General features: G+C 69.4%; 18 protein-coding genes. 10 read left to right on the forward strand and 8 right to left on the reverse strand.

Going from position 1 to position 18,867, the window contains the following annotated elements:
* Positions 1-76: 76 nt before the first annotated feature.
* Both HUW62_RS27490 and HUW62_RS27495 read right to left on the reverse strand, forming a co-directional pair.
* On the reverse strand, positions 77-394 hold the full coding sequence (locus HUW62_RS27490; protein ID WP_176436077.1) for a hypothetical protein: 318 nt from the start codon (positions 392-394) through the stop codon (positions 77-79).
* 170 nt (positions 395-564) lie between these two features.
* Positions 565-1,194, reverse strand: coding sequence for a hypothetical protein (locus HUW62_RS27495; RefSeq protein ID WP_163865276.1), 630 nt, complete (start codon positions 1,192-1,194; stop codon positions 565-567).
* A 180-nt stretch (positions 1,195-1,374) separates the two neighbouring features.
* Here HUW62_RS27495 and HUW62_RS27500 point away from each other — a divergent pair, with 180 nt between their 5' ends.
* The 5 genes from HUW62_RS27500 (at position 1,375) to HUW62_RS27520 (ending at position 5,253) form a co-directional block, all read left to right on the forward strand.
* Entirely contained in the window at positions 1,375-2,385 is a 1,011-nt protein-coding gene (locus HUW62_RS27500; protein ID WP_163865277.1) for a DUF2157 domain-containing protein, read from the forward strand.
* A 1-nt stretch (position 2,386) separates the two neighbouring features.
* Positions 2,387-3,493 (forward strand): DUF4401 domain-containing protein, encoded by a 1,107-nt coding sequence (locus HUW62_RS27505; protein WP_163865278.1) that lies wholly within the window; start codon positions 2,387-2,389, stop codon positions 3,491-3,493.
* Complete coding sequence (locus tag HUW62_RS27510; RefSeq protein ID WP_255203668.1) at positions 3,493-4,092, forward strand: GDYXXLXY domain-containing protein; 600 nt, start codon at positions 3,493-3,495, stop codon at positions 4,090-4,092. Before HUW62_RS27505 ends, HUW62_RS27510 begins: the two co-directional genes overlap by 1 nt.
* 94 nt (positions 4,093-4,186) lie before the next feature.
* Positions 4,187-4,435, forward strand: coding sequence for a hypothetical protein (locus tag HUW62_RS27515; protein ID WP_163865280.1), 249 nt, complete (start codon positions 4,187-4,189; stop codon positions 4,433-4,435).
* Between the two features lie 47 nt (positions 4,436-4,482).
* Positions 4,483-5,253 (forward strand): biliverdin-producing heme oxygenase, encoded by a 771-nt coding sequence (locus HUW62_RS27520; RefSeq protein ID WP_338041916.1) that lies wholly within the window; start codon positions 4,483-4,485, stop codon positions 5,251-5,253.
* Here HUW62_RS27520 and HUW62_RS27525 read toward each other — a convergent pair.
* Positions 5,223-6,026 (reverse strand): SDR family oxidoreductase, encoded by an 804-nt coding sequence (locus tag HUW62_RS27525; RefSeq protein WP_176436078.1) that lies wholly within the window; start codon positions 6,024-6,026, stop codon positions 5,223-5,225. The genes HUW62_RS27520 and HUW62_RS27525 overlap by 31 nt on opposite strands.
* Positions 6,027-6,108: 82 nt before the next feature.
* Positions 6,109-7,857, reverse strand: a complete 1,749-nt coding sequence (locus HUW62_RS27530) for a sigma-54 dependent transcriptional regulator (protein WP_275902370.1) — start codon at positions 7,855-7,857, stop codon at positions 6,109-6,111.
* A gap of 339 nt (positions 7,858-8,196) precedes the next feature.
* Here HUW62_RS27530 and HUW62_RS27535 point away from each other — a divergent pair, with 339 nt between their 5' ends.
* The 4 genes from HUW62_RS27535 to HUW62_RS27550 all read left to right on the forward strand — a co-directional run bounded on the left by HUW62_RS27535 (position 8,197) and on the right by HUW62_RS27550 (position 14,954).
* On the forward strand, positions 8,197-11,616 hold the full coding sequence (locus HUW62_RS27535) for a serine/threonine-protein kinase PknK (protein ID WP_240356322.1): 3,420 nt from the start codon (positions 8,197-8,199) through the stop codon (positions 11,614-11,616).
* 67 nt (positions 11,617-11,683) lie between these two features.
* Positions 11,684-12,340 (forward strand): hypothetical protein, encoded by a 657-nt coding sequence (locus tag HUW62_RS27540; RefSeq protein WP_176436079.1) that lies wholly within the window; start codon positions 11,684-11,686, stop codon positions 12,338-12,340.
* A gap of 83 nt (positions 12,341-12,423) precedes the next feature.
* Positions 12,424-13,605: a YcaO-like family protein gene (locus HUW62_RS27545; protein WP_255203671.1), complete on the forward strand. Its 1,182-nt coding sequence runs from the start codon at positions 12,424-12,426 to the stop codon at positions 13,603-13,605.
* Complete coding sequence (locus tag HUW62_RS27550; protein ID WP_163865286.1) at positions 13,602-14,954, forward strand: TfuA-like protein; 1,353 nt, start codon at positions 13,602-13,604, stop codon at positions 14,952-14,954. Before HUW62_RS27545 ends, HUW62_RS27550 begins: the two co-directional genes overlap by 4 nt.
* A gap of 72 nt (positions 14,955-15,026) precedes the next feature.
* On the opposite strand, the gene HUW62_RS27555 is transcribed toward HUW62_RS27550, so the two are convergent.
* From HUW62_RS27555 to HUW62_RS27570, 4 genes are all read right to left on the reverse strand, one after another.
* A complete protein-coding gene (locus HUW62_RS27555; protein WP_176436081.1) occupies positions 15,027-15,974 on the reverse strand; it encodes a bifunctional 2-polyprenyl-6-hydroxyphenol methylase/3-demethylubiquinol 3-O-methyltransferase UbiG in 948 nt (315 codons plus the stop codon).
* Positions 15,975-16,047: 73 nt separating this feature from the next.
* Positions 16,048-17,142, reverse strand: a complete 1,095-nt coding sequence (locus HUW62_RS27560) for a lysylphosphatidylglycerol synthase transmembrane domain-containing protein (RefSeq protein ID WP_176436082.1) — start codon at positions 17,140-17,142, stop codon at positions 16,048-16,050.
* Positions 17,143-17,158: 16 nt separating this feature from the next.
* Positions 17,159-17,599 carry a CBS domain-containing protein gene (locus HUW62_RS27565; protein ID WP_240356324.1) on the reverse strand — a complete coding sequence of 147 codons (441 nt, stop codon included), beginning with the start codon at positions 17,597-17,599 and terminating at the stop codon, positions 17,159-17,161.
* Between the two features lie 134 nt (positions 17,600-17,733).
* Positions 17,734-18,345, reverse strand: coding sequence for an RNA polymerase sigma factor (locus tag HUW62_RS27570; RefSeq protein WP_163865289.1), 612 nt, complete (start codon positions 18,343-18,345; stop codon positions 17,734-17,736).
* A 137-nt stretch (positions 18,346-18,482) separates the two neighbouring features.
* Between HUW62_RS27570 and HUW62_RS27575 the strand changes: the two genes are divergently transcribed.
* Positions 18,483-18,866, forward strand: coding sequence for a PleD family two-component system response regulator (locus HUW62_RS27575; protein ID WP_163865290.1), 384 nt, complete (start codon positions 18,483-18,485; stop codon positions 18,864-18,866).
* The last annotated feature ends 1 nt before the right edge of the window (position 18,867 follow it).

The raw sequence follows: 18,867 nt of genomic DNA on the forward strand, positions 1-18,867 counted from the left end.
GCGAGGGCGGCAGCAGGAAGTCCTGCTGCACATTCCAGGGGCGGAACTTCTTGCTCATGCCGGACATTGAGCCTCCTCATCCCCGGCAGGGCAAGCCCTCGTTGCGATTACCGCGACAGGCTCCTAGCGGTGCCTCGAACTCTGCCTGAACGAACGCCCGCCCCTTCGCGTCAAGTTCCCGCCAGTCACCATCATCATCAACGTAACTGGCAAGCGACTCGGGCCCCACCGCAGCTTCATAGCGGGACAACGACTTCTTCACTGCTTGCGCAATCTCGCTGTGATTGTGGTCCACATAAAAGGTGATGCTCACACTGTCTCGCAGGATGACGATCTCTTCATCCTCCGTTTCAACAAGGAACGGCAAACATATCCGCGGGTATCGTGGACTCATCTTGTGATCCCTTGTCCAGGTGAGACGCGGACAGATCGCAGCCTTGGCGTCAGGACCGCATCGTACAGCTCCCCTTGCGTGAGTCGTCTTCCAGAACTATCCGTTGCAGAAGTTCGACCCCAGTCGGGCAATCTCGAATCCGCACACGGAAATTTGAAGTCGTAGACCCTCTACACGGAGAGGGGATTTCCCGAAGCATGGATGACAATGTCCGGAACGAGCGTTCCCGACAGGAGATGGAACAAGCCGTCCTCAATCCAGCGGCGCACCTCCTCGGGGTCGAGCAACCGCAGACCGCCCGTCTTCGGGTCGCGGAAGCAACGAGGTTCCACGCTGGCGTTCCCTGGGAACCGCGCACCCAACCGTGCCCGGGCACACTCCAACGCGACCTCGTGCTTGGCGCTTCCCATTTCCATCGCCCACGTCACCACGTTGTTCCTGGCATCACGCCGCGCCTCTTTCTCACACCATTCCCGCGTCGGCCTCTTCCCCTCCCCCAGCATCCGCTCATTCACCTCGAAGTTTGCCTGCTTCGCACAGTCCATGAGCACCGCCTCCACCTGCGCGAGTTCCGCCGCCTCCAGGAACCGGAGCGTCGCGACCACCGTCCGCGCTTCCGAAGCAGCGCGCGACAGCCACGGCAACACGGCATCGTCGCCCACTTGCGTGTAGCAAGCGGGGTTCTTCATGCACGCGTTCGTCGCCGAGTCCACCGTCTGCTCGTAGCGGCCAGTCCGTGCGCGCCGTCCCGTGCTCGTCGTCGAGCACCCGGCCAGCACCACGCAGACCCACAAAGTCATGACTCGGAGCGCGGCAGGTGAGACCTGGGACATGGACTCCGCTCCCTCTCGAACGGCACCACCCGACCTCGACTGCTCGCGACGCGGGCAACCTACCACGCCCCTTCTTGAACCCGCCTGGGCTCGCAACCGGCCCGCGCGGCCCCCGTGCCGACCGCGTCTTGGCTAGACTGCCCGGCCGTGCCGAAAGACCTCCTCGACCTCGATGCGACACCCGAGCGCCTCCGCGCGCTGACGGACGCCAGAGTCATCCCTCCAGCCAACCTGGAGCGCGCGCTCTACCTGTCCACCGCCTCGCCTCCCGCCGATGCGTGGCGCGGCTTCGTGTCGTCCACGCTCCTGGCACTCGGCTCGCTGCTGGTGCTCTCCGGCATCATCTACTTCTTCGCCTACAACTGGGCCGCCCTGCACCGCTTCGGCAAGATGGGCCTCATCGCCGCCGCCATCGCCGGCACCGCGCTGGGCGCTCGCAAGTTCGGCGACAGACTCGCCGGCCAGTTCTGCCTGCTCGCCTCCGCCGTCCTCGTCGGCGCGCTGCTCGCCGTCTACGGACAGGCCTACCAGACGGGCGCGGACGCGTATGAGCTGTTCGTCGGCTGGGCCTTCCTCATCCTCCCGTGGGTCGCCATGTCGCGCTTCCCACCTCTGTGGCTGCTGCTCGTCGTCCTCGCCAACACCGGCCTCATCCTCTTCCAGCAACAGGTCCTCGGAGACTCGGACCGGCTCATCACCTGGCTCGCGGTAGGCCTTGGCCTCCTCAACGGCTTCGCCTGGGCCACCTACGAACACTTCGCCAACCTGCGCGTTCCGTGGCTCCAGGACCGGTGGATGCCTCGTGTGCTCGCGGTGATGACCGTCGCTCCGCTCCTCGCCGCCGCGGTGGCCTTCATCGTCATCCCCTCCGAAGTCGGCCCCGGCGCCGTCGTCGCCCTCCTCCTGATGTTCGCGACCTTCGCCGCCGAATACGCACTCCACCGCCACCTTCGCGGCGAGCTGTTCCTGCTCACCCTCGGCTTGCTGTGCCTGATGACGCTCGTCACCACCGCCGTCGGCCGCATCCTCATCTCCGACATGGATGCCGACGAGCTCACCCTCTTCATCCTCCCCTTCGTCGTCATCGGTCAGGTCGCGCTCGCCGTCGGCTGGCTGCGCGCCGAGGCCCGCGCCACCGGCGCCTCCGAGGAGTCCTGACATGTCCCTGCGTCCCTCCCTCCGAGACGTCCTCCAAGGACTCCAACGCGAAGGTCAGCTCGACGAACACGCCGAGGCCCGCGCGCTCGCCACCCTCGAAGTCCACCAGCGCACCAGCACCGCCACTCCCTGGTTCGTCAAAGCCCTCGCGGGCTTCGGCGCCTGGATTTCCGCCGGCTTCCTCTTGAGCTTCTTCGGCTGCACCGGCCTCTACAAGGAAGAGGCCGCCCTCATCATCCTCGGTGTCCTGCTCTGCGTCGGCGCCACCTTCCTCCGACGCTCGGGACAGGGCGCGTTCCTCGAACAGCTCGCCCTCGCCCTCGCGCTGGCCGGAGTGGGCCTCATCACCACCGGCATCGCCATCCTGTCCCGCGAAGAGAGCATCCCCGCCATCGCCCACTTCGTCGTCTGCGCGGCCCTGCTCTTCACCTTCCCCGACCCCATCCTGCGCTTCCTCGCCACGCTCAACATGGGCGGCGCGGCGCTGTTCCTCCTCTGGGATGGACTCGGCGGCGTGGGCCTGGACGTGGGCATCCTCGCGTGCGCCGCGCTCATGCACGGCCTCTTCCTCTTCCAGTCGCGCCTGACGGCCGGCCCCCGAGGCGACCTCGTCGGCCCCGCCGGCTTCGCGCTCGCGAGCGGAATCCCCATGGTGCTGCTCGCGCGAGGCATTCCCGACGTCGTCGGCACCTTCCTCTTCGACCGCGCGGCCCTGCCCCTCCCGGCCCTCACCGTGGGCCTCACCGCCATCACCCTCTTCACCGCGTGGAACGTCATGAAGGAGCTGAAGCTGGACCCGGCGGGCGGCGCGGGCGCGGCCGTCTTCGCCGCGCTCACCGTGACGGCCCTGCTCACCCCTCACACGCCCGCCGTCATCACCGCCGTGGGCCTGCTGACGCTCGGCTTCCACCGCCGCAGCAACATCCTGCTCGGCCTCGCCGTCGCGTTCCTCCTCGCCTCGGGCGGCTGGTACTACTACGACCTGGGCCTCACCCTGCTGGCCAAGGCCATCGCGCTGGCGGGCAGCGGACTCGTCTTCCTCGCGCTCCGCCAGGCCCTCGCGCGGCGTCCCCCCACGGCCCCCACGACGACGGCGGAGGCACACTGATGCGCTCGAAGCTCTTCTTCCTCGGACTCGCGCTCGCGCTCCTCGTTCCGCTCGGCCTCGTCGCCCAGAAGGAATATGTCCTCGCCACCGGACAGAGCGTGCTGCTGGAGCTGGCCCCCAGGGACCCGCGCTCGCTGATGCAGGGCGACTACATGGTGCTCGACTACGCCGTCAGCCGCGCCCTCAACGCCGACGGCCCCACCGGCCCCAGCTCCGGCCTGCTCGTGCTCAACCTGGACGAACACGGCGTCGGCCGCTTCGTGCGCATCGACAGCCCCGACCAGCCCCTCACTCCCGGCGAGTTCAAGCTGCGCTACCGCCGACGCGACGGCAGGACACGCCTGGGCGCCGAGTCCTTCTTCTTCCAGGAAGGCCACGCGGACCGCTACGCCCAGGCACGCTACGGCGAGCTGCGCGCCGCCGCCAACGGCTCCAGCGTCCTCGTCGGCCTCCGAGACGCGCAACGACAGCCGCTCGGCGCCGGGCCCGACACCGAAGCGCCTCCCATCGACGACACGGCACCGTCTCCTACAGACGAGATGGAAGCGCCTCCGCCTCCCACCGACGACACGGCACCGTCTCCCACCGACACGCCGTAACCCCACCGAGACCTCCCGGGATTGACTCCCGTCCGGGTTTCGCGCATCATCTTGTTGATTTCGATAATCAAAATCAAAATCAAGGAGACACGAGATGCTCGGTCAGGGATGCGGCAAGAGGGTGCTCGCACGGGGGCCATGCGCCGAGGTGACGCGCTGCACCTGTGGTCACATCCATCTGGCCCTGGGGCCGGTGACGATTCGGGTGGAGGAGGAGGTGCTGCGCGCCATTGGCCTGACGATGGCGGAGGCACTGCAGAACCTGGATGAGCCGGAGCGGGGGCACGCCGAGGCGTCCGATTCCGAGTCCGCGCCGTCACTGCTGGGCGGGTGGAAGCAGTGAGCGCCACCGGCACCCTGCGGGTGTCGCGGACGGAGCAATCCGCGCGCGTGAGGCGCTTGAACGAGAGCGAGGCGGAGGCGCTCGCCACGGACGCGCCGCGCGTGACGCCAGCGCCCCTGTCCGTGTTGCTCGCGGAAGGCACGGCGCGGGCCCACGAGCAGGCCGAGCGCTCCGTCTTCCTCCAAGCCCTCTTCGTCGACACCTGGGACGGCATCTACGGCCAGTTCGTCCAGGCCCAGCACTACGTCAGCTACCTGCGCCAGCTCCACGTGCTCTACGCCACGTTCGAGAGCGTGCTGCCGCGAGTGGCGCGCACCGCGCTGACGCCCGTGTTGTTGATGCCGGAGCTGCGCCGCGCCAATGCGCTCGAGGCGGACCTGGCCTACTTCTGCGGCGAGACGCGCACGGAGACCTTCGCGTGCGTGGAGACCCGCCTTCACGCGGAGCGGCTGCGCGAGGTGGCGGAGGACGCGCCGCACCTGCTCGTGGCCCATGTCTATGCGCGATGCGTGCTGGACTTCTTCGCGGCGCCGGAGCGCGCGCGCGTCATCGCCCGGGCCTTCGAGCTGGAGGACGCGCGCGGCACCCTGTTCCACGGCGCGGCCACGCCCGCGGAGCTGACGGAGTTCCGCGTGCGGCTCCACTCCCGCATCGACGGGCTGGAGTTGGAGGAGGACGAGATGCGCGAAATCATCCAGGAGGCGCGCATGGCCTTCCGGCTCCAGGCGCTCGTGTGTGACGAGCTGGCGCGAGGCGCGACGGGCATCGCCCCCGCGGCGGGCGGCGGCTACCGGGGCGGATTCAGCGTGTCCCAGTAGCTGTGCAGGCCCCGCAGGTGGCTGCCTCCATCCACGAAGAGGCTCTCTCCCGTCACCCAGGAGGACTCCTCGGAGCACAGGAAGGCGACGGCGCGGGCCACGTCCTCGGGCATCCCATGGGCGCGGCCCAGCGGGGTGCGCGCGAGCAGCTCACGGCGCACCGACGGCTCGTCGATGAAGGCGGCGGCCACGGGCGTGAGGGTGGCGCCCGGCGCGACGACGTTGACGCGGATGCCATGGCGCCCCAGCTCCAGGGCGGCTGAGCGCGACAACTGGGCCAGCGCCGCCTTGGACGCGGAGTAGTGGGCGAACCCCTCCGTCGCCACCTCCTGACAAACGGAGGAGACGTTCACCACCGCGCCGGCGCGCTTCTCGGCGATGAGCGCTCGGGCGAACGTCTTCATCATCAGGAAGGGCCCCTTGAGGTTCACCGCGAGCACGCGGTCCAGCTCCTCCTCGGGCAGGTCCACGAGCAGCGTCAGGGAGAGCGAGCCCGCGTTGTTCACCAGGATGCCGGGCAGCCCCAACTGCGCCGTGGCGAACGCGTGGGCTCGGGCAACGTCCTCCGCCCGACACACGTCCCCCGCGAAAGGCAGGGCGCGAGCACGCCCCTCCGCTTCTCGGTTGAGGCGCTCGGCGGCGTCCGCCACCTTCGTCTCGGTTCGTCCGAAAACCAGCACGCTGGTGCCCTCGCGCATGAGGCGCGAGGCGACAGCCAGACCGATTCCCTGCGCGCCACCCGTGACGATGGCGCTGTTCGAGAGGAGCTTCACGGTTCACCCCCGGGCATCGTGGACCCGGAAGCTAGCAACGGCTCCTCTCGACGAGGATTGTACCGCGGGCCACTGGCCGGACTCAGGCCGCCTCGTCCTCCGACAAGAGGTCCGCGAAGGGAGAGCTCTCCTCGCCGAGCGCCTTGTAGAGCGCCTCCACCTTCTCCAACTCGCGCTTGAGCGCCTTGTGGTGGTTGCGGTTCTTCACCAGGCTCTCGCGGCCGAGCAGCTTGAAGCCCTCGTCGCGACCCACCTGACGAATCGCCATGCCCAGCACCAGGCCACGGAACGCATCCGCGAGGTCCAGGTCCAACGGCGCGTTGCGACGGCGCGCCTCCGCGACGAACGCCTGCGCGGCGGCCCGCAGCGCTTCTGGAAGCGGCTTGCTCCCCGGAGCCTGCTCGTAGTCGAGCGCCCGCGCGACGTGCTTCTCGTGGAGCACCAGCTCTCCCCCCGAGACGGCGTGCTCCACCATGGCCAGCGTGTAGGCGCGGCGGACGATGTTGTCGAGCTGCCGCAGGTTGCCCGGCCACGAGCTGCCCACGAGCAGCCGCTCCGCGTCCTGCGTCACCCGCGCATTGCCTTCCGGCGAGCGCTCGCGGTGGCGGCGGTTCACCATGTACTGGGCCCAGAGCGGAATCTCGTCCTGGCGCTCCTGCAAGGCCGGCATGCGCACCGGCAGCACGTTGACGCGGTAGTAGAGGTCCTCGCGGAAGCGGCCCGCGCGAACCTCCGCGTGCAGGTCCGCGTTGGTGCCGATGATGAAGCGCACGTCCGCCTGTCGCTCACCGGTGCCCTCGCCCAGCGGCCGGTAGCTGCGCGACTCCAGGAGGTGCAGGAGGCCCGCTTGCGCCTTCAGCGACAGCTTGTCGATTTCGTCGATGAACAGCGTGCCGCCATCCGCGCGCGCCACGCTGCCGGGCGCGTCCCTCACCGCGCCGGTGAAGGCGCCCTTCTTCCAGCCGAAGAGCTCCGCCATCTGGAGGTCCTCGGGCACCGTCACCAGGTCCAACGTCTCGAAGGGCTTGGCGCGACGGTTGGAGCGCTCGTGGCACCAGCGCGCCAGCCGCGACTTGCCCGCGCCCGTCGCGCCGCTGATGAGGATGGTTTCATCCTGCAACGCGAAGACGCGCAGGATGGGCAACAGCTCCGCCATGGAGCGGCCCACCACGGGCAGGTACTCGTCGACTTCCGGCGTGGCCACGGGCCGCTGCGGCAGGCCCGCGAGGTACGGCGAGGCCACGTCCGCGAGCAACTGGAGCTGCTCGCCGACATCGCGCCAGACGAACTCCTGCCCCATCGCGGCCAGGCAGTCGGCCTCCAGGGAGATCATCCCCTCGATGCTGCCGCCCGGCGTGCGCAATGGCAGCACACAGACGTGCGTCGCATGGCGCCCCAGGAAGCGCTGGCGGCTCTCGTTGCTGTGGAAGCCCGCCAGTCCCGGGTCGCCCGTCACGGGAGCATCCGGTGCGTGCGGCTGCACCGTGCCCACGTTGACGTCGATGGACACCGCGCAGCGGTGCTCGACGACGGCACGCCACGCCGTGGCCGAGGTGAAGAACGGGGTCCCCACACTCGCATCCGTAATCTCAGTGGCTCCCACATCCAGCGCGGCGAGGCGACGATAGGCCTCACCGGGGCGCAAGTGGACGATTCCTCGGAGCACTCTGGCGCGGGCTGCGTACCGACTGGACGCAACAGCGTCCTGGGCAACGGTCAACATGCGCTTCAGGGTGGTGGCCGCGGCCGTCTCGAAATCCTTCGCCCCCCGCAGCGCGCTCATGAGCTGCGGCATCTCCTCGTGCATCCACTCGCCTCCGTCCGGTGCCATCCGAGAGTACCCGCCAAGGGCCGCTTCGGAAGGAGGCAGTGTAGCGGAGATGAAGAACGCGGAAGGAGCGGCCCCTCCTTCCGCGTTCCCGAACTCGCTGACGGCTGGGCGCCCGGTTGCTCGCGACGCCACGCGAAAGCACCATGCGTGGTTCGTGCCAATACCCCGTTTCACGTCTTTTCAGGGGTTTGACATGAGAGGGGGGCTCTGGAGGCCCGAAAGCGCGTCCAAGTGGAACGCAGCTGCGTCCAGATGCAACGCAGATGGGACGTGCCAGGGGGTGTCGCTATGCTCAACCCCTCTATGAACGCGCCAGCGAGACTCCCAGAGGTGCCTGGCGTGGGAGCGAAAATCGGTCCCTACGAGCTGCTCGAGGTGCTCGGCCAGGGAGGCATGGGAGTCGTCTATCGGGGGTGGAATCCGGAGTCCGGCGAGGCGGTGGCCGTCAAGACGGTGCGTGCGGCCACCGAGGTGCCGCTGGCCAGCATCCGTCGTGAAATCCATGCGTTGCGACGCCTCAGACACCCTGGAGTCGTACGCATCGTCGCGGAGGGCGTGGCGGGGGGATTGCCCTGGTACGCCATGGAATTGCTCCGCGGACAGACGCTCCGAGGGGCCTCTTCCACTTCCCCCGGCCCACTGGCTGCGTCCCGGTTGAACGCAACGCTCACCCTGGCGCGGAGGTTGTGCTCGGCCCTGTCCTTCCTCCACGCCAACGGCCTGGTGCATCGAGATCTGAAGCCGGAGAACGTCTTCCTGCGTCCTGATGGGACGCCGGTGCTGGTGGACTTCGGAATCGCCGCGCGGTTCGGCGGCTCGCGGGGTCGGGAGACGCTGGAGGTGAGCGGCGCCGTGGTGGGGAGCGACACGTACATGGCGCCGGAGCAGCTCCGGGGCGACTACGTGGACGCCCGCGCGGACCTCTACGCCCTGGGCTGCATGCTCTACGAGCAGCTCACGGGACGTCCGCCCTTCATCCCCGGCCGAGAGGGACCGCTGCCCCACCAGCACCTGCACCTGGCCCCGGTCCCCCCATCTCTGCGCGTGGAGGGGGTGCCCGCCGAGTTGGAGGTGCTCGTGCTGCGGCTGCTCGCCAAGCGTCCCCAGGACAGGCCGGGCTACGCGGAGGACGTGTCGTCCGCGCTGGAGGCGCTGGGCGCGGAGGAAGGCGAGGAGGGCGCCACCACCATGCCCCGCACGCCGGCCTACCTCTACCGTCCGGACCTGGCCGGGCGCGGAGGCGAGCTGGGGCGACTGACGGCGGCGCTGGACGCGGCGGCGCGAGGCCAGGGGGGTCGGGTCTTCCTCGGCGGAGAAAGCGGTGCGGGCAAGACGCGCCTGGCGCTGGAGCTGGCGTCGGAGGCCGGCTGGCGGCGCATGACGGTGGTGGCGGGCGAGTGCGTCCCGGTGGCCACGGGCGGCGCGGACCTGCACGCCTCGCCCCTCCATCCGCTGCGTCCGCTGCTGCTGGCGGTGGCGGACCGGTGCAACGAGCGAGGCGCCGCCGAAGCGGAGCGACTGCTGGGCCCGCGTGGACGCGTACTCGCCGCGTATGAGCCGTCGCTGATCCAACTCCCTGGCCAGCGCGAGCAACCGGAGCCCCCGCCCCTGCCCGCTCCGGAGGCGCGCTCGCGCGTGCTGGCGGCGCTGCGCGAGACGCTGCGGGCCTTCGCGGAGGCGCAGCCGTTGTTGCTGGTGCTCGATGACCTCCAGTGGGCGGATGAGCTGACGCTGAGCTTCCTCCTGGAGCTGGACGCGCGACACCTGGCGTCGCGCCCCGTGCTGCTCGTCGGCACGTATCGGATGGATGAGATGGGGGCGGCCCTGCGCGCGGTGGTGGGCGCGCCGGACGCGGTGAGCGTGGAGGTGGGCCGGCTGGATGCCACCAGCGCGGGGAAGATGGTGCGCGGCATGCTGGCGCTGCGCGAGGTGCCCGGCCCCTTCGTCGACGCGCTGGTGCGCGAGACGAGCGGCAACCCCTTCTTCATCGCCGAGTACCTGCGCGCCGCCATCGACGCCGGCCTGCTCTTCCGCGCGCCCTCCGGTGAGTGGCTCTTCGAAGCGGGCGGCAGCGCGGGCAGCCGTCCCCTGCCCCTGCCGGGCAGCATCGCCGAGCTCATCGAGCGAAGGCTGTCCGACCTGGGCCCGGATGGCCGCGTGCTGGCGGAGGTGGCGTCGGTGCTGGGACGCGAGCTGGACGGAGAGCTGCTGCTCGCCACCGCCGCGCTGCCGGAGAGCGCGGGCCTGGAGGCGGTGGAGGAGCTGCGCCGTCGGCAGGTGCTGGAGGAGTCCGGCGGCGGGCGCCTGCGCTTCGTCCACGACAAGCTGCGCGAGGTCGCCTACGCGCGCATCGACCCCGAGCCGCGCCGCGTGCTGCATCACCGCTGCGCCCAGGGGCTGGAGCTGCGCCAGGCGGGCGCGTCGACGGGACTGACACCTCATGCGGCGGGGCTCGCCCACCACTGGTCTCGCGCCGGCGTGCCGGGCCGCGCCAGTGTGTGGTTCTCGCGCGCGGGTGACTCGGCGCGCGCGGCCTACGCCAACGGCGACGCGATAACCTTCTACGAGGCCGCCATCCGCGAGGCCGCGGCGTCCGACAGGAACGCGGACGCGTCCGACGTGGACGCGAGCATGTTGGCGTTGGACGCCGTCTGGGAGGGATTGGGCGAGGTGCTCGCGCTCACCGGGCGACAGGACGACGCACGGCGGGCCTTCCTGGAGGCCCTGGCACGGATTGAGCAAAGCCAGCGTGTCCATCGCGCCAACGTGCTGCGGAAGGTGGGCAAGTCCTTGCAGACGCACCATCAGAACGAGGAAGCGCTGCGCGTCTATGCCCGGGCTCAAGTCGAGCTGGGCCCGATGCCCGACAGCGTCTCCTCCGCCCCCGGCCAGGTGGAAGCCGCGTGGTGGCATGAGTGGGTGCAACTGCAGGGCGAGCGAATCACGGTCCACTACTGGCTGGCCCAGCTCGACGAGATGCGGGCCCTGGTGGAGGGCGTGCGCCCGGTGATGCGGGCCCATGGCACGCCCCTGCAACGCGCGCGCTTCTTCAACTCGCTGGTACAGATGCAACTGCGCAGCGAACGCTATCAAGCATCGACGGAGACCGTGGCCCACGCCCGGGCCTACGCGGAAGCCGCGTTGGAGGCAGAGGGGGACGCGGAGCACGCGGGAGCCCGGTGCGTGGTCGCCATGGTGTTGCTCTTCCATGGCGCCCTGGATGAAGCGCAGTCCTGGATGGAGCAGGCGCTCAAGGGCGCCGAGCGACTGGGAGACGTGACGTTGCAGACGCGGTGCCTCAGCTACCTCACCGTCATCCTGCGGCTGAGAGGTCAGGTGGCCGCCGCGAGCGAGACGACGACGCGAACCCTGGAGCTGGCCACCCGCTCCGGCATGGTCGACTACCTGGGCGCGGCGCATGCCCACCGGGCCTGGGTGGCCTCGCGAGCCGGAGACACCGTGCTGGCACATGAAGCCGCCACCGAGGCGCTGCGCCTGTGGCAGCCGCTCTCGCTCGTGTATCCCTTCCAGTGGATGGCGCGATGGCCCCTGCTCGCCGTGGAGTTGGAGGCAGGCCGGCTGCCCGAGGCCCTGGAGCACGCCCGCGCGCTGCTCGCCAGTCACCAGCAGCGGCTCCCCGACGCGCTCACCTGGCCGCTGTCGGCGGCGCTGGAGCACCACGACGCTCATCGCCTGGAGGAAGCGCGGGCGACGTTGCGACAGGCGTGTGAGTCAGCGCTGCGACTCTGCTATCTGTGACGGCTCGACCGACGTGCTCCTTCTCTCGTCGCGGGCGTCAGGCCCGTGGCCCATTCCCGAGGTGCGCATGGCAGGCAAGTACTCGTATTTCTTCTTCAAGCCCGACCGCGTGACCATCCTGGAGGGCTTCACCACCAAGCTCACGGTGTGGGGCGTCCCCACGGACAACCCCCAAACCCTGGAGAACGTGACGGACCGGATGGCCTTCGGCGTCGAGTCCGGAGATGGCTCCATCGCCATCTACCAGCCTGACCCGTCCCTCGTGGAGGTCTCCGGCGTCACGGCCAACACGAAGCCCTCGTTCGTCGTCGCCACGCCAAGGTCCAAGGACGGCACGTTCCCGGACATCAAGGCTCGCGCCGAATGCACCGTGGACCAGGCGGACCTCCTCATCTACGCGCCCGATGGGAACGTCTACTGGGTGAAGCCGGAGCAGTGGCAGAACGCCGAGAAGATCCCCATCGACAGCAAGAGCCTGAGCGCCGCCCTGAAGCCGCTGCTCGACAACGAAGCCGTCGTGGCCAACATCCCCGAGCGTGTGGATTCCACCGCGTCGCGCGAGGGCCGCGTCCACGAGAGCCCGGACGCCAGGGCCGAGCCCATCACCTGCTTCCTGCTCAACCTCAACAGCATCCTCCTGAGCTACACGCCGGGCGCGCAGCTCAGGCCGCTGGAGCAGGACCCCTCCGCACGTCCCTCCACCAACACCGACAGCCAGCCTTGATGCGCACCGCCGCCCCCGACTCCACCCCCCCCGCGGCCTCCTCCGGGACGACCAAGCCGTTCCGGCATGGAACACACCGGGTGATGTCGCCCGAAGAGACGCTGGAGCGCGTGCAGCGGCTCATGCCCGTCATGGGCATCACCCGCATCGCGAACGTCACGGGGTTGGACACGATTGGAATCCCCGTCGTCATGGTGACGCGGCCCAATGCGCGCTCGCTGGCGGTATCCCAGGGGAAGGGCCTCACGCTCGCGGCGGCGAAGGCGTCCGGGGTGATGGAGTCCGTCGAGGGCTACCATGCCGAGCACATCTCGCTGCCGCTGAAGCTGGCCACGTACAACGAGCTGCGCTTCCGCTCGCCCGTCATCGACGTGACGGGGCTGCCGCGCCTGTCGGTGAGCCTGTTCCATCCCAACTGGCGCATGCTCTGGGTGGAGGGCGTGGACCTGCTGGGCAACGGTCCCCTGTGGGTGCCGTTCGACATGGTGCACACCGACTTCACGCTGCCGCTTCCCACCGGCAGTGGCGCGTTCCTCATGAGCAGCAATGGACTGGCTTCGGGGAATCACCTCCTCGAAGCGACGCTCCATGGACTGTGCGAGGTGGTGGAGCGTGACGCCACCGCGCTCTGGTACGCCCGAGGTGAGCGGCGGCAGGCCGGCACCCGGCTGGACCTGGGCACCGTGGATGATGTCGCCTGCCGCGAGGTGCTGGAGACCTACGAGCGCGCGGGCGTGGCAGTGGGGGTCTGGGAGACGACGAGCGATGTCGGGGTGCCCGCCTTCAGTTGCTACATCGTCGACCGGGAGCCGGAGCCCTTGCGCCCCGTCGCGGTGGCGGGCGGCATGGGCTGTCATCCCTCTCGCGGCGTGGCGCTGCTGCGCGCGCTGACGGAGGCGGCGCAGAGCCGGCTCACGCGCATCAGCGGGGCTCGGGATGACCTGCACCGCAAGGCATACGAGGACGCGCGGGAAGGTGTCGCGGCGGAGCGGCTCCGGACCCGGCTGCGCGAGGAGACACCGGTGCGCCGCTTCCAGGACGCGCCTCATCAGGATGCGGAGACGTTTGAAGAGGACCTCGCGTGGGTGCTGGCGAGGCTGCTCGCGGTGGGAGTGACTCAGGTGGTCGCGGTGGATTTGACGAAGCCGGAGCTGGGGCTGCCCGTGGTGCGAGTGGTGGTGCCGGGACTGGAGCCCACGCATGAGGCGCCGGGCTATGTGCCGGGAGCGCGCGCCCAGCGAGCGATGCGAGGGGACGGGACATGAAGGTGTTCATCTTCACGGGCCCCACGCTGCGAGCCGAAGAGGCTCGCGCGGAGCTGGACGGGGTGTACCTGCCGCCCGTGCAGCAAGGGGACGTCTACCGGGCCGCGATGGAGAAGCCGGCGGCCATCGGCATCATCGACGGCTTCTTCGAGCATGTGCCCGCGGTGTGGCACAAGGAGATCCTCTGGGCCTTGTCCGAAGGCATCCACGTCTTCGGCGCCGCGAGCATGGGCGCGCTGCGGGCCGCGGAGCTGGTGTCCTTCGGCATGGAGGGTGTCGGCGCCATCTTCGAGGACTTCCAGCGCGGCGTGCTGGAGGATGATGACGAGGTGGCGGTAGCGCACGCGAGCGCCGAGGACCACTGGAAGCCGCTGTCCGAGGCGATGGTGAATGTCCGCGCCACGCTGGCGGCGGCGCGCAATGCCCTGGTGGTGAGCGAGGACACGCGCGCGGCGCTGGAGCGACTGGCCAAGTCCCTCTTCTACGTGGAGCGCGTGTGGCCCACGGTGTTGAACCGGGCGGCGCGCGAGGGGCTTCCTGTCGCGGAGCTGGAGGCGCTCAAGGCCTGGCTGCCCGAGGGGCGCGTGGATGCGAAGCGCGCGGATGCGGTGGCGCTGCTGCGCACGATTCGAGCGCGGATGGAGGCGGGGCTCGGGCCCAAGGAGACGCGCTTCCCCTTCCAGCACACGGACGCGTGGGAGGAGGCGCGAAGGCGCGCGGGCAGACAGCCGTTGCGCTACGCGGCGAACCCCCTGGAGGGAGTGGCCTCCGAGGCGCTGCTCGATGAACTGCGACTGCGTGGAGGATTGAAGGAGGCGCGACGCTCGAGCATGGCGCGCGCGCTCGCGGTGGAGGAGGCGCGGCGGCTGGGGCGGGAGCCGGGCGCGGAGGAACTGCACGCGACGGAAGCGGCGTTGCTACACGAGCGACAGCTCACTCCCGAGACCTTCAAGCGGTGGAAGTCGGAGCAGTACGTCGACGATGTGTCTCGGCTGCTGCGCGACGAGTCGCATGTCCGCTGGGTGGAGACCCTGTTCGAGCCGGACGTGCTGCGCCACCTGGCGGACCACCTGCGTTTGACGGGCGAGTACGGCGCACTGGTGCAACGGGCGAAGGACAAGGAGGAGGTGCTCGCGGAGGCGGGGCTCTCCGCGCCACGCCTGGAGGACGCGGGCATCACCGAGGGCGCCCTGTGGGCCTGGTACTTCGAAGAACACCAGGGACGGATGGTGCCGAGCCCGCTCCATCAGGCCGCGCGTGACGAAGGCTTCCCGGACATCGACTCCATGCGACGGGCCGCGCTGCGCGAGCTCTGCTACGTGCTCGCGAAGGCCGGCGAGGCAGCCTGATTCCTGGCCCAGCGAAGGTGCTGGGCCATTCACTCCGACGCAGGCGGCCCGACAGGCCGCCTCTTGCTGGAGTCAGCTGTTCCCGCGAGCCGGCTTCTTCTTCGGTGCCGCCTCCGGCTTCGCCTTCTGCGCCGAGGCCTTCCGCACCGAAGTCACCTTCTCCGTCGAGGCCTGCTTCTTCGTCGCCATGACCTTCGGCGCCGACGTCTTCTCAGGAGTCCCCTGCTCCACCGCGCCCGGCTCTGGCTGCAGGACGAACACCCGGTCCAACCGCCGACTGCCGCGTGCCACGGGTGAGTTCACGTCGTAGTCGAAGTCATACGCGGCCAGCACGCGCAGCCCCGCGTTACGGAACAGCTTGCCCGCCTGCACCGCGTCGTACGTGCGGAAGAACCACGTCGTCTCGATGAGCCAGTCCTTCCCAGGCCCGGTGATGCGCAGTCGGTTGCGCATGGGCGAGCGTCGAGCGCGACGGTCCGGCAAGCCCTCGTGCGTGTTGCAGACGACCTTGTCCTTGCCCACGCGCCCCAGCCACCGCTCGTGCTCGGGCACACTCCGCGAGTAGTCCGTGAGGTGGAAGCCGAGCACATAGATGCCGTTCGGCTTGAGCAGCCGCCGCGTCCCCTTCAGATGCGCCAGCGCCGCCGCCTCGCTGTCCAGGTACCGGAAGGTGGAGACCAGGTTGTGCGCGACATCCACCCTCCCCTCCAGCTCGGGCACGAAGAACTCCTCCATGCGAGACGGAGCCAGCTTCACCCGTCGGCGCTCCGCCGGAGTCAGCCGCTTGCGCGCATGCGCGAGCATGGCCTCGGAGATGTCGTAGCCCGCCACCTTCATGCCGCGACTGGCGGCCTCGGCCACCAACCGTCCCGCGCCACACGCGGGCTCCAACCACTGCGAGCCTCCCGTGCCATGACGCGCGCTGAGCGCCTGGAGGAAATCCGCCTCCCGCACGGTGTCGGTGCCGAAGATGGCCTCGTAGTACTCCGGGTGCTCGTACCAGTCAGTGCGTTTTTCCATGGATGGGTGCCCGTTCGGGCGCGCGCATCCTCAGGGCCCTCGCGTCGAAAGCCAAGTCAAAGCGCGTCAGCCCTCACGCGGTCCGCTGTTCCGGTGACACCGCTGGCGAGCCAGCTGACGCACTCCCCGGGCTCGACATCGCGTCACGCAACCGCACCCCGAGCATCCTTCGCAACAACACCACGCCCAGCGGCAGCGGCAACCACAGGGTGAACCCCCGCAGCAACATCACCGCCGTGAGCCCCACCTCCACGGGCACTCCCAGCGAGCTCAAAGTCCCCACCGCGGTGGCCTCGAACGTCCCCACGCCTCCCGGGATGATGCTCAGGGTCATCACCAGCGTCGCCAGCATGAACGCGGCGAACACATCCGGGAAGTCCACCGCGTTCCCCACCGCGAGGAGCATGCACGAGAGTGTGAGCGCATCCAGCAAGAAGGTCCCGAACTGCAAAGCGCCCGCGCGCAGCAGCAGCCACTTGTTCCGCACCAGCTCGGGAGGCACCTGGGAGATGGACTCCAGCAACCCCGTGAGCCCGGGGATGCGACGCGCCCAGCGCGGCGGCTGCCAGCCTCCATGCCGCGTCAGCCAGAGGATTCCAAACGGCACCGCGCACGCGAGCGCCGCGAAGGCCGTGGCCAGGCCCAGGATGGCCGCATGCAACTGGGCACGAAACCAGAGGGTGAGGATGGCGATGACCACGGCCACGGCATGCGCCGCGTAGAAGGACACCATGTCCACCAGCAGCGCCGCGGTCGCCACCCGAGGAGGAGCTCCTTCCTTCTGAAGCCCCTTCATCACCACCACCGAGCCACCGATACCCGCCGTGGGCACGAGCTGGTCGAAGGAGAGCTTCATCAGCGACAGACTCGCGGTGCGCATCCACGGAGCCTTCACCCCCGCCGCGCGCAGCGTCACCAGCCAGCAACCCGCCATCGTGAGGTACGAGAACACCTGAAGCACCGCACCCACCAGCAGCCACTCCGGCCGCGCGCGCTTCAGCATCAGGGCGAACTGGCGCGCCTCCCCGAAGCGCAGCACCACGAAGACGACGAACGCCACCAGCAACACCACGCCAGGAAGCCAGCCCCATACGCTGTTCCGTCGCGACGAGCCGTCCGCCGGCGCGGAGGAGACGGCGATACCAGAGCCGGAGTGTCCCTCGTGCATGAGCGCACCCACCCCATCAAGGAGCGGAGACTCCCGCCGAGTCGTCCGCGCGAGCCGCGACGGAATCGAGCAGCCGCGCCGCCATCCGCATGAAGTCGGCCTCGGTGACGATTCCCACCAGGCGCCGCTCGCGGTCCACCACGGGCAGACAGCCGAAGCGGTGGTCCAGCAGCTTGTAGATGGCGTCGCGCACCGGCAGGTCCGAGCGCACCATCTCCACATCCCTCGACATGATGCGCGCGACGGAGATGGGGTCCAGGTTCCGCGTCGAGAACTGGCGCGCCAACGCGCGAATCAAGTCGCGATGACTCACCAGCCCCACCAACCGTCCCTCCCGCACCACCGGCAGGTGCCGGATGTGGTTGAGCTTCAGCAGGTCGTCCACGCGGACCAGGTCATCGGTCTCCTCCAGCGTGACGACATCCCGGGTCATCAGGTCGCCCACGGCGAGCATCATGAGACTGCCTCCGCCCAAGCCGCGAGCCTCGCGCGCACCATGCGCCGCCCGGGCCGAGTCCTCTCCAGGGTGCGCCCGCGTCCCGCTTCGCGCAGCACCTGGGCGGACAGGCGGACAGGGGCCGGCGTCCCCACCTACCCCGATGCGCTGGAAATCAGACGCTCATCTCGCGCGAGCTCGCGAAGCCGGTCCTTCAGGCCCTTGAACTGCTGACGCAGGACGGCCGCCTTCTTGTGGAGTCCCTCGGAGGACTGGGTCCCCCCGAGCTCGCGCGCGACATCCAACCAGGACATCCGCCGGTCCACCCTCAGCACCAGGAGGTTGCGCTCGCCCGGCTCCAGCTTCGCGCGCAGGGTTCGGAAGCGGTCCTTCACGGGCGTCTGGAGCCAGGGCGCCGTGCCTGACCGCTCGACGTGCATGAGGCCGACCAGCTCCTGGCTCGCCACCCTGTCCCTGCGTGGCGAGGAGGCGGCGGACATCCGGTACGCGACATTGCGCGCCACGCGGTACGCCCACGTCCTGAACGAGCTCTCCCACCGAAAGCCTGGCAGGTCCCTCACCAGGCTCTCGCAGAAGATGCTGAAGGCCTCTCGCGCCTGCTCCGGCTCTCTCGACAACGTCACCAGCAACCTGCGTATCTCCGGGCCATAGCCCTCCACCGCTGCCTCCACCGCGCCCGCGGCGTCTCCCAGGCCGCAGTGCTCGCGAATCCTCCGCTCCAGCGCTTCTCTCTCCTTTGGCGACATCCTTCGCACCTCCCAGCGGATGGAATGGCGTCCGCCGTCATCGTGACGAAGCCGGTGTCCGAGTGAATTCACATCCATGCCGGCCCGTCCCCATCTCAGTGGACAGCGGCACGGCCGCCTCACCCAGAGACACCCGCATGCCTCTCATCCTCCTCGTCGACGATGATTCGACCCTCCTCGAAATCTACACCGAGGCTCTCGAACAACTGGGCTGCGACGTCGCCTCCGCGCCGGAAGGCGAGATGGCCCTGTCGCTCGCGCTTGCGCTGAAGCCGGACCTCATCCTCACCGACGTGATGATGCCGGGGATGAGCGGTCTGGAGCTGTGCCGGCGGCTGCGCGCGGATGAGCGGCTGTGTCGCATTCCGCGCATCGTCCACAGCAGCATGGAGTGCCGGCCCAGCGCGCCCGGTGAGGTCTTCCTGCGCAAGTCCGGAGAGCTGTCGGAGCTCTTGCGGTGTGTCGCGCAGGGCCTCGCCCATGGCGACCCGCCCTCCGCCGAGATGTCCTCCGCGGCGTGAG

This window comes from Myxococcus sp. AM011 (genome assembly GCF_013372595.1).
Classification (GTDB): Bacteria; Myxococcota; Myxococcia; order Myxococcales; family Myxococcaceae; genus Myxococcus; species Myxococcus eversor.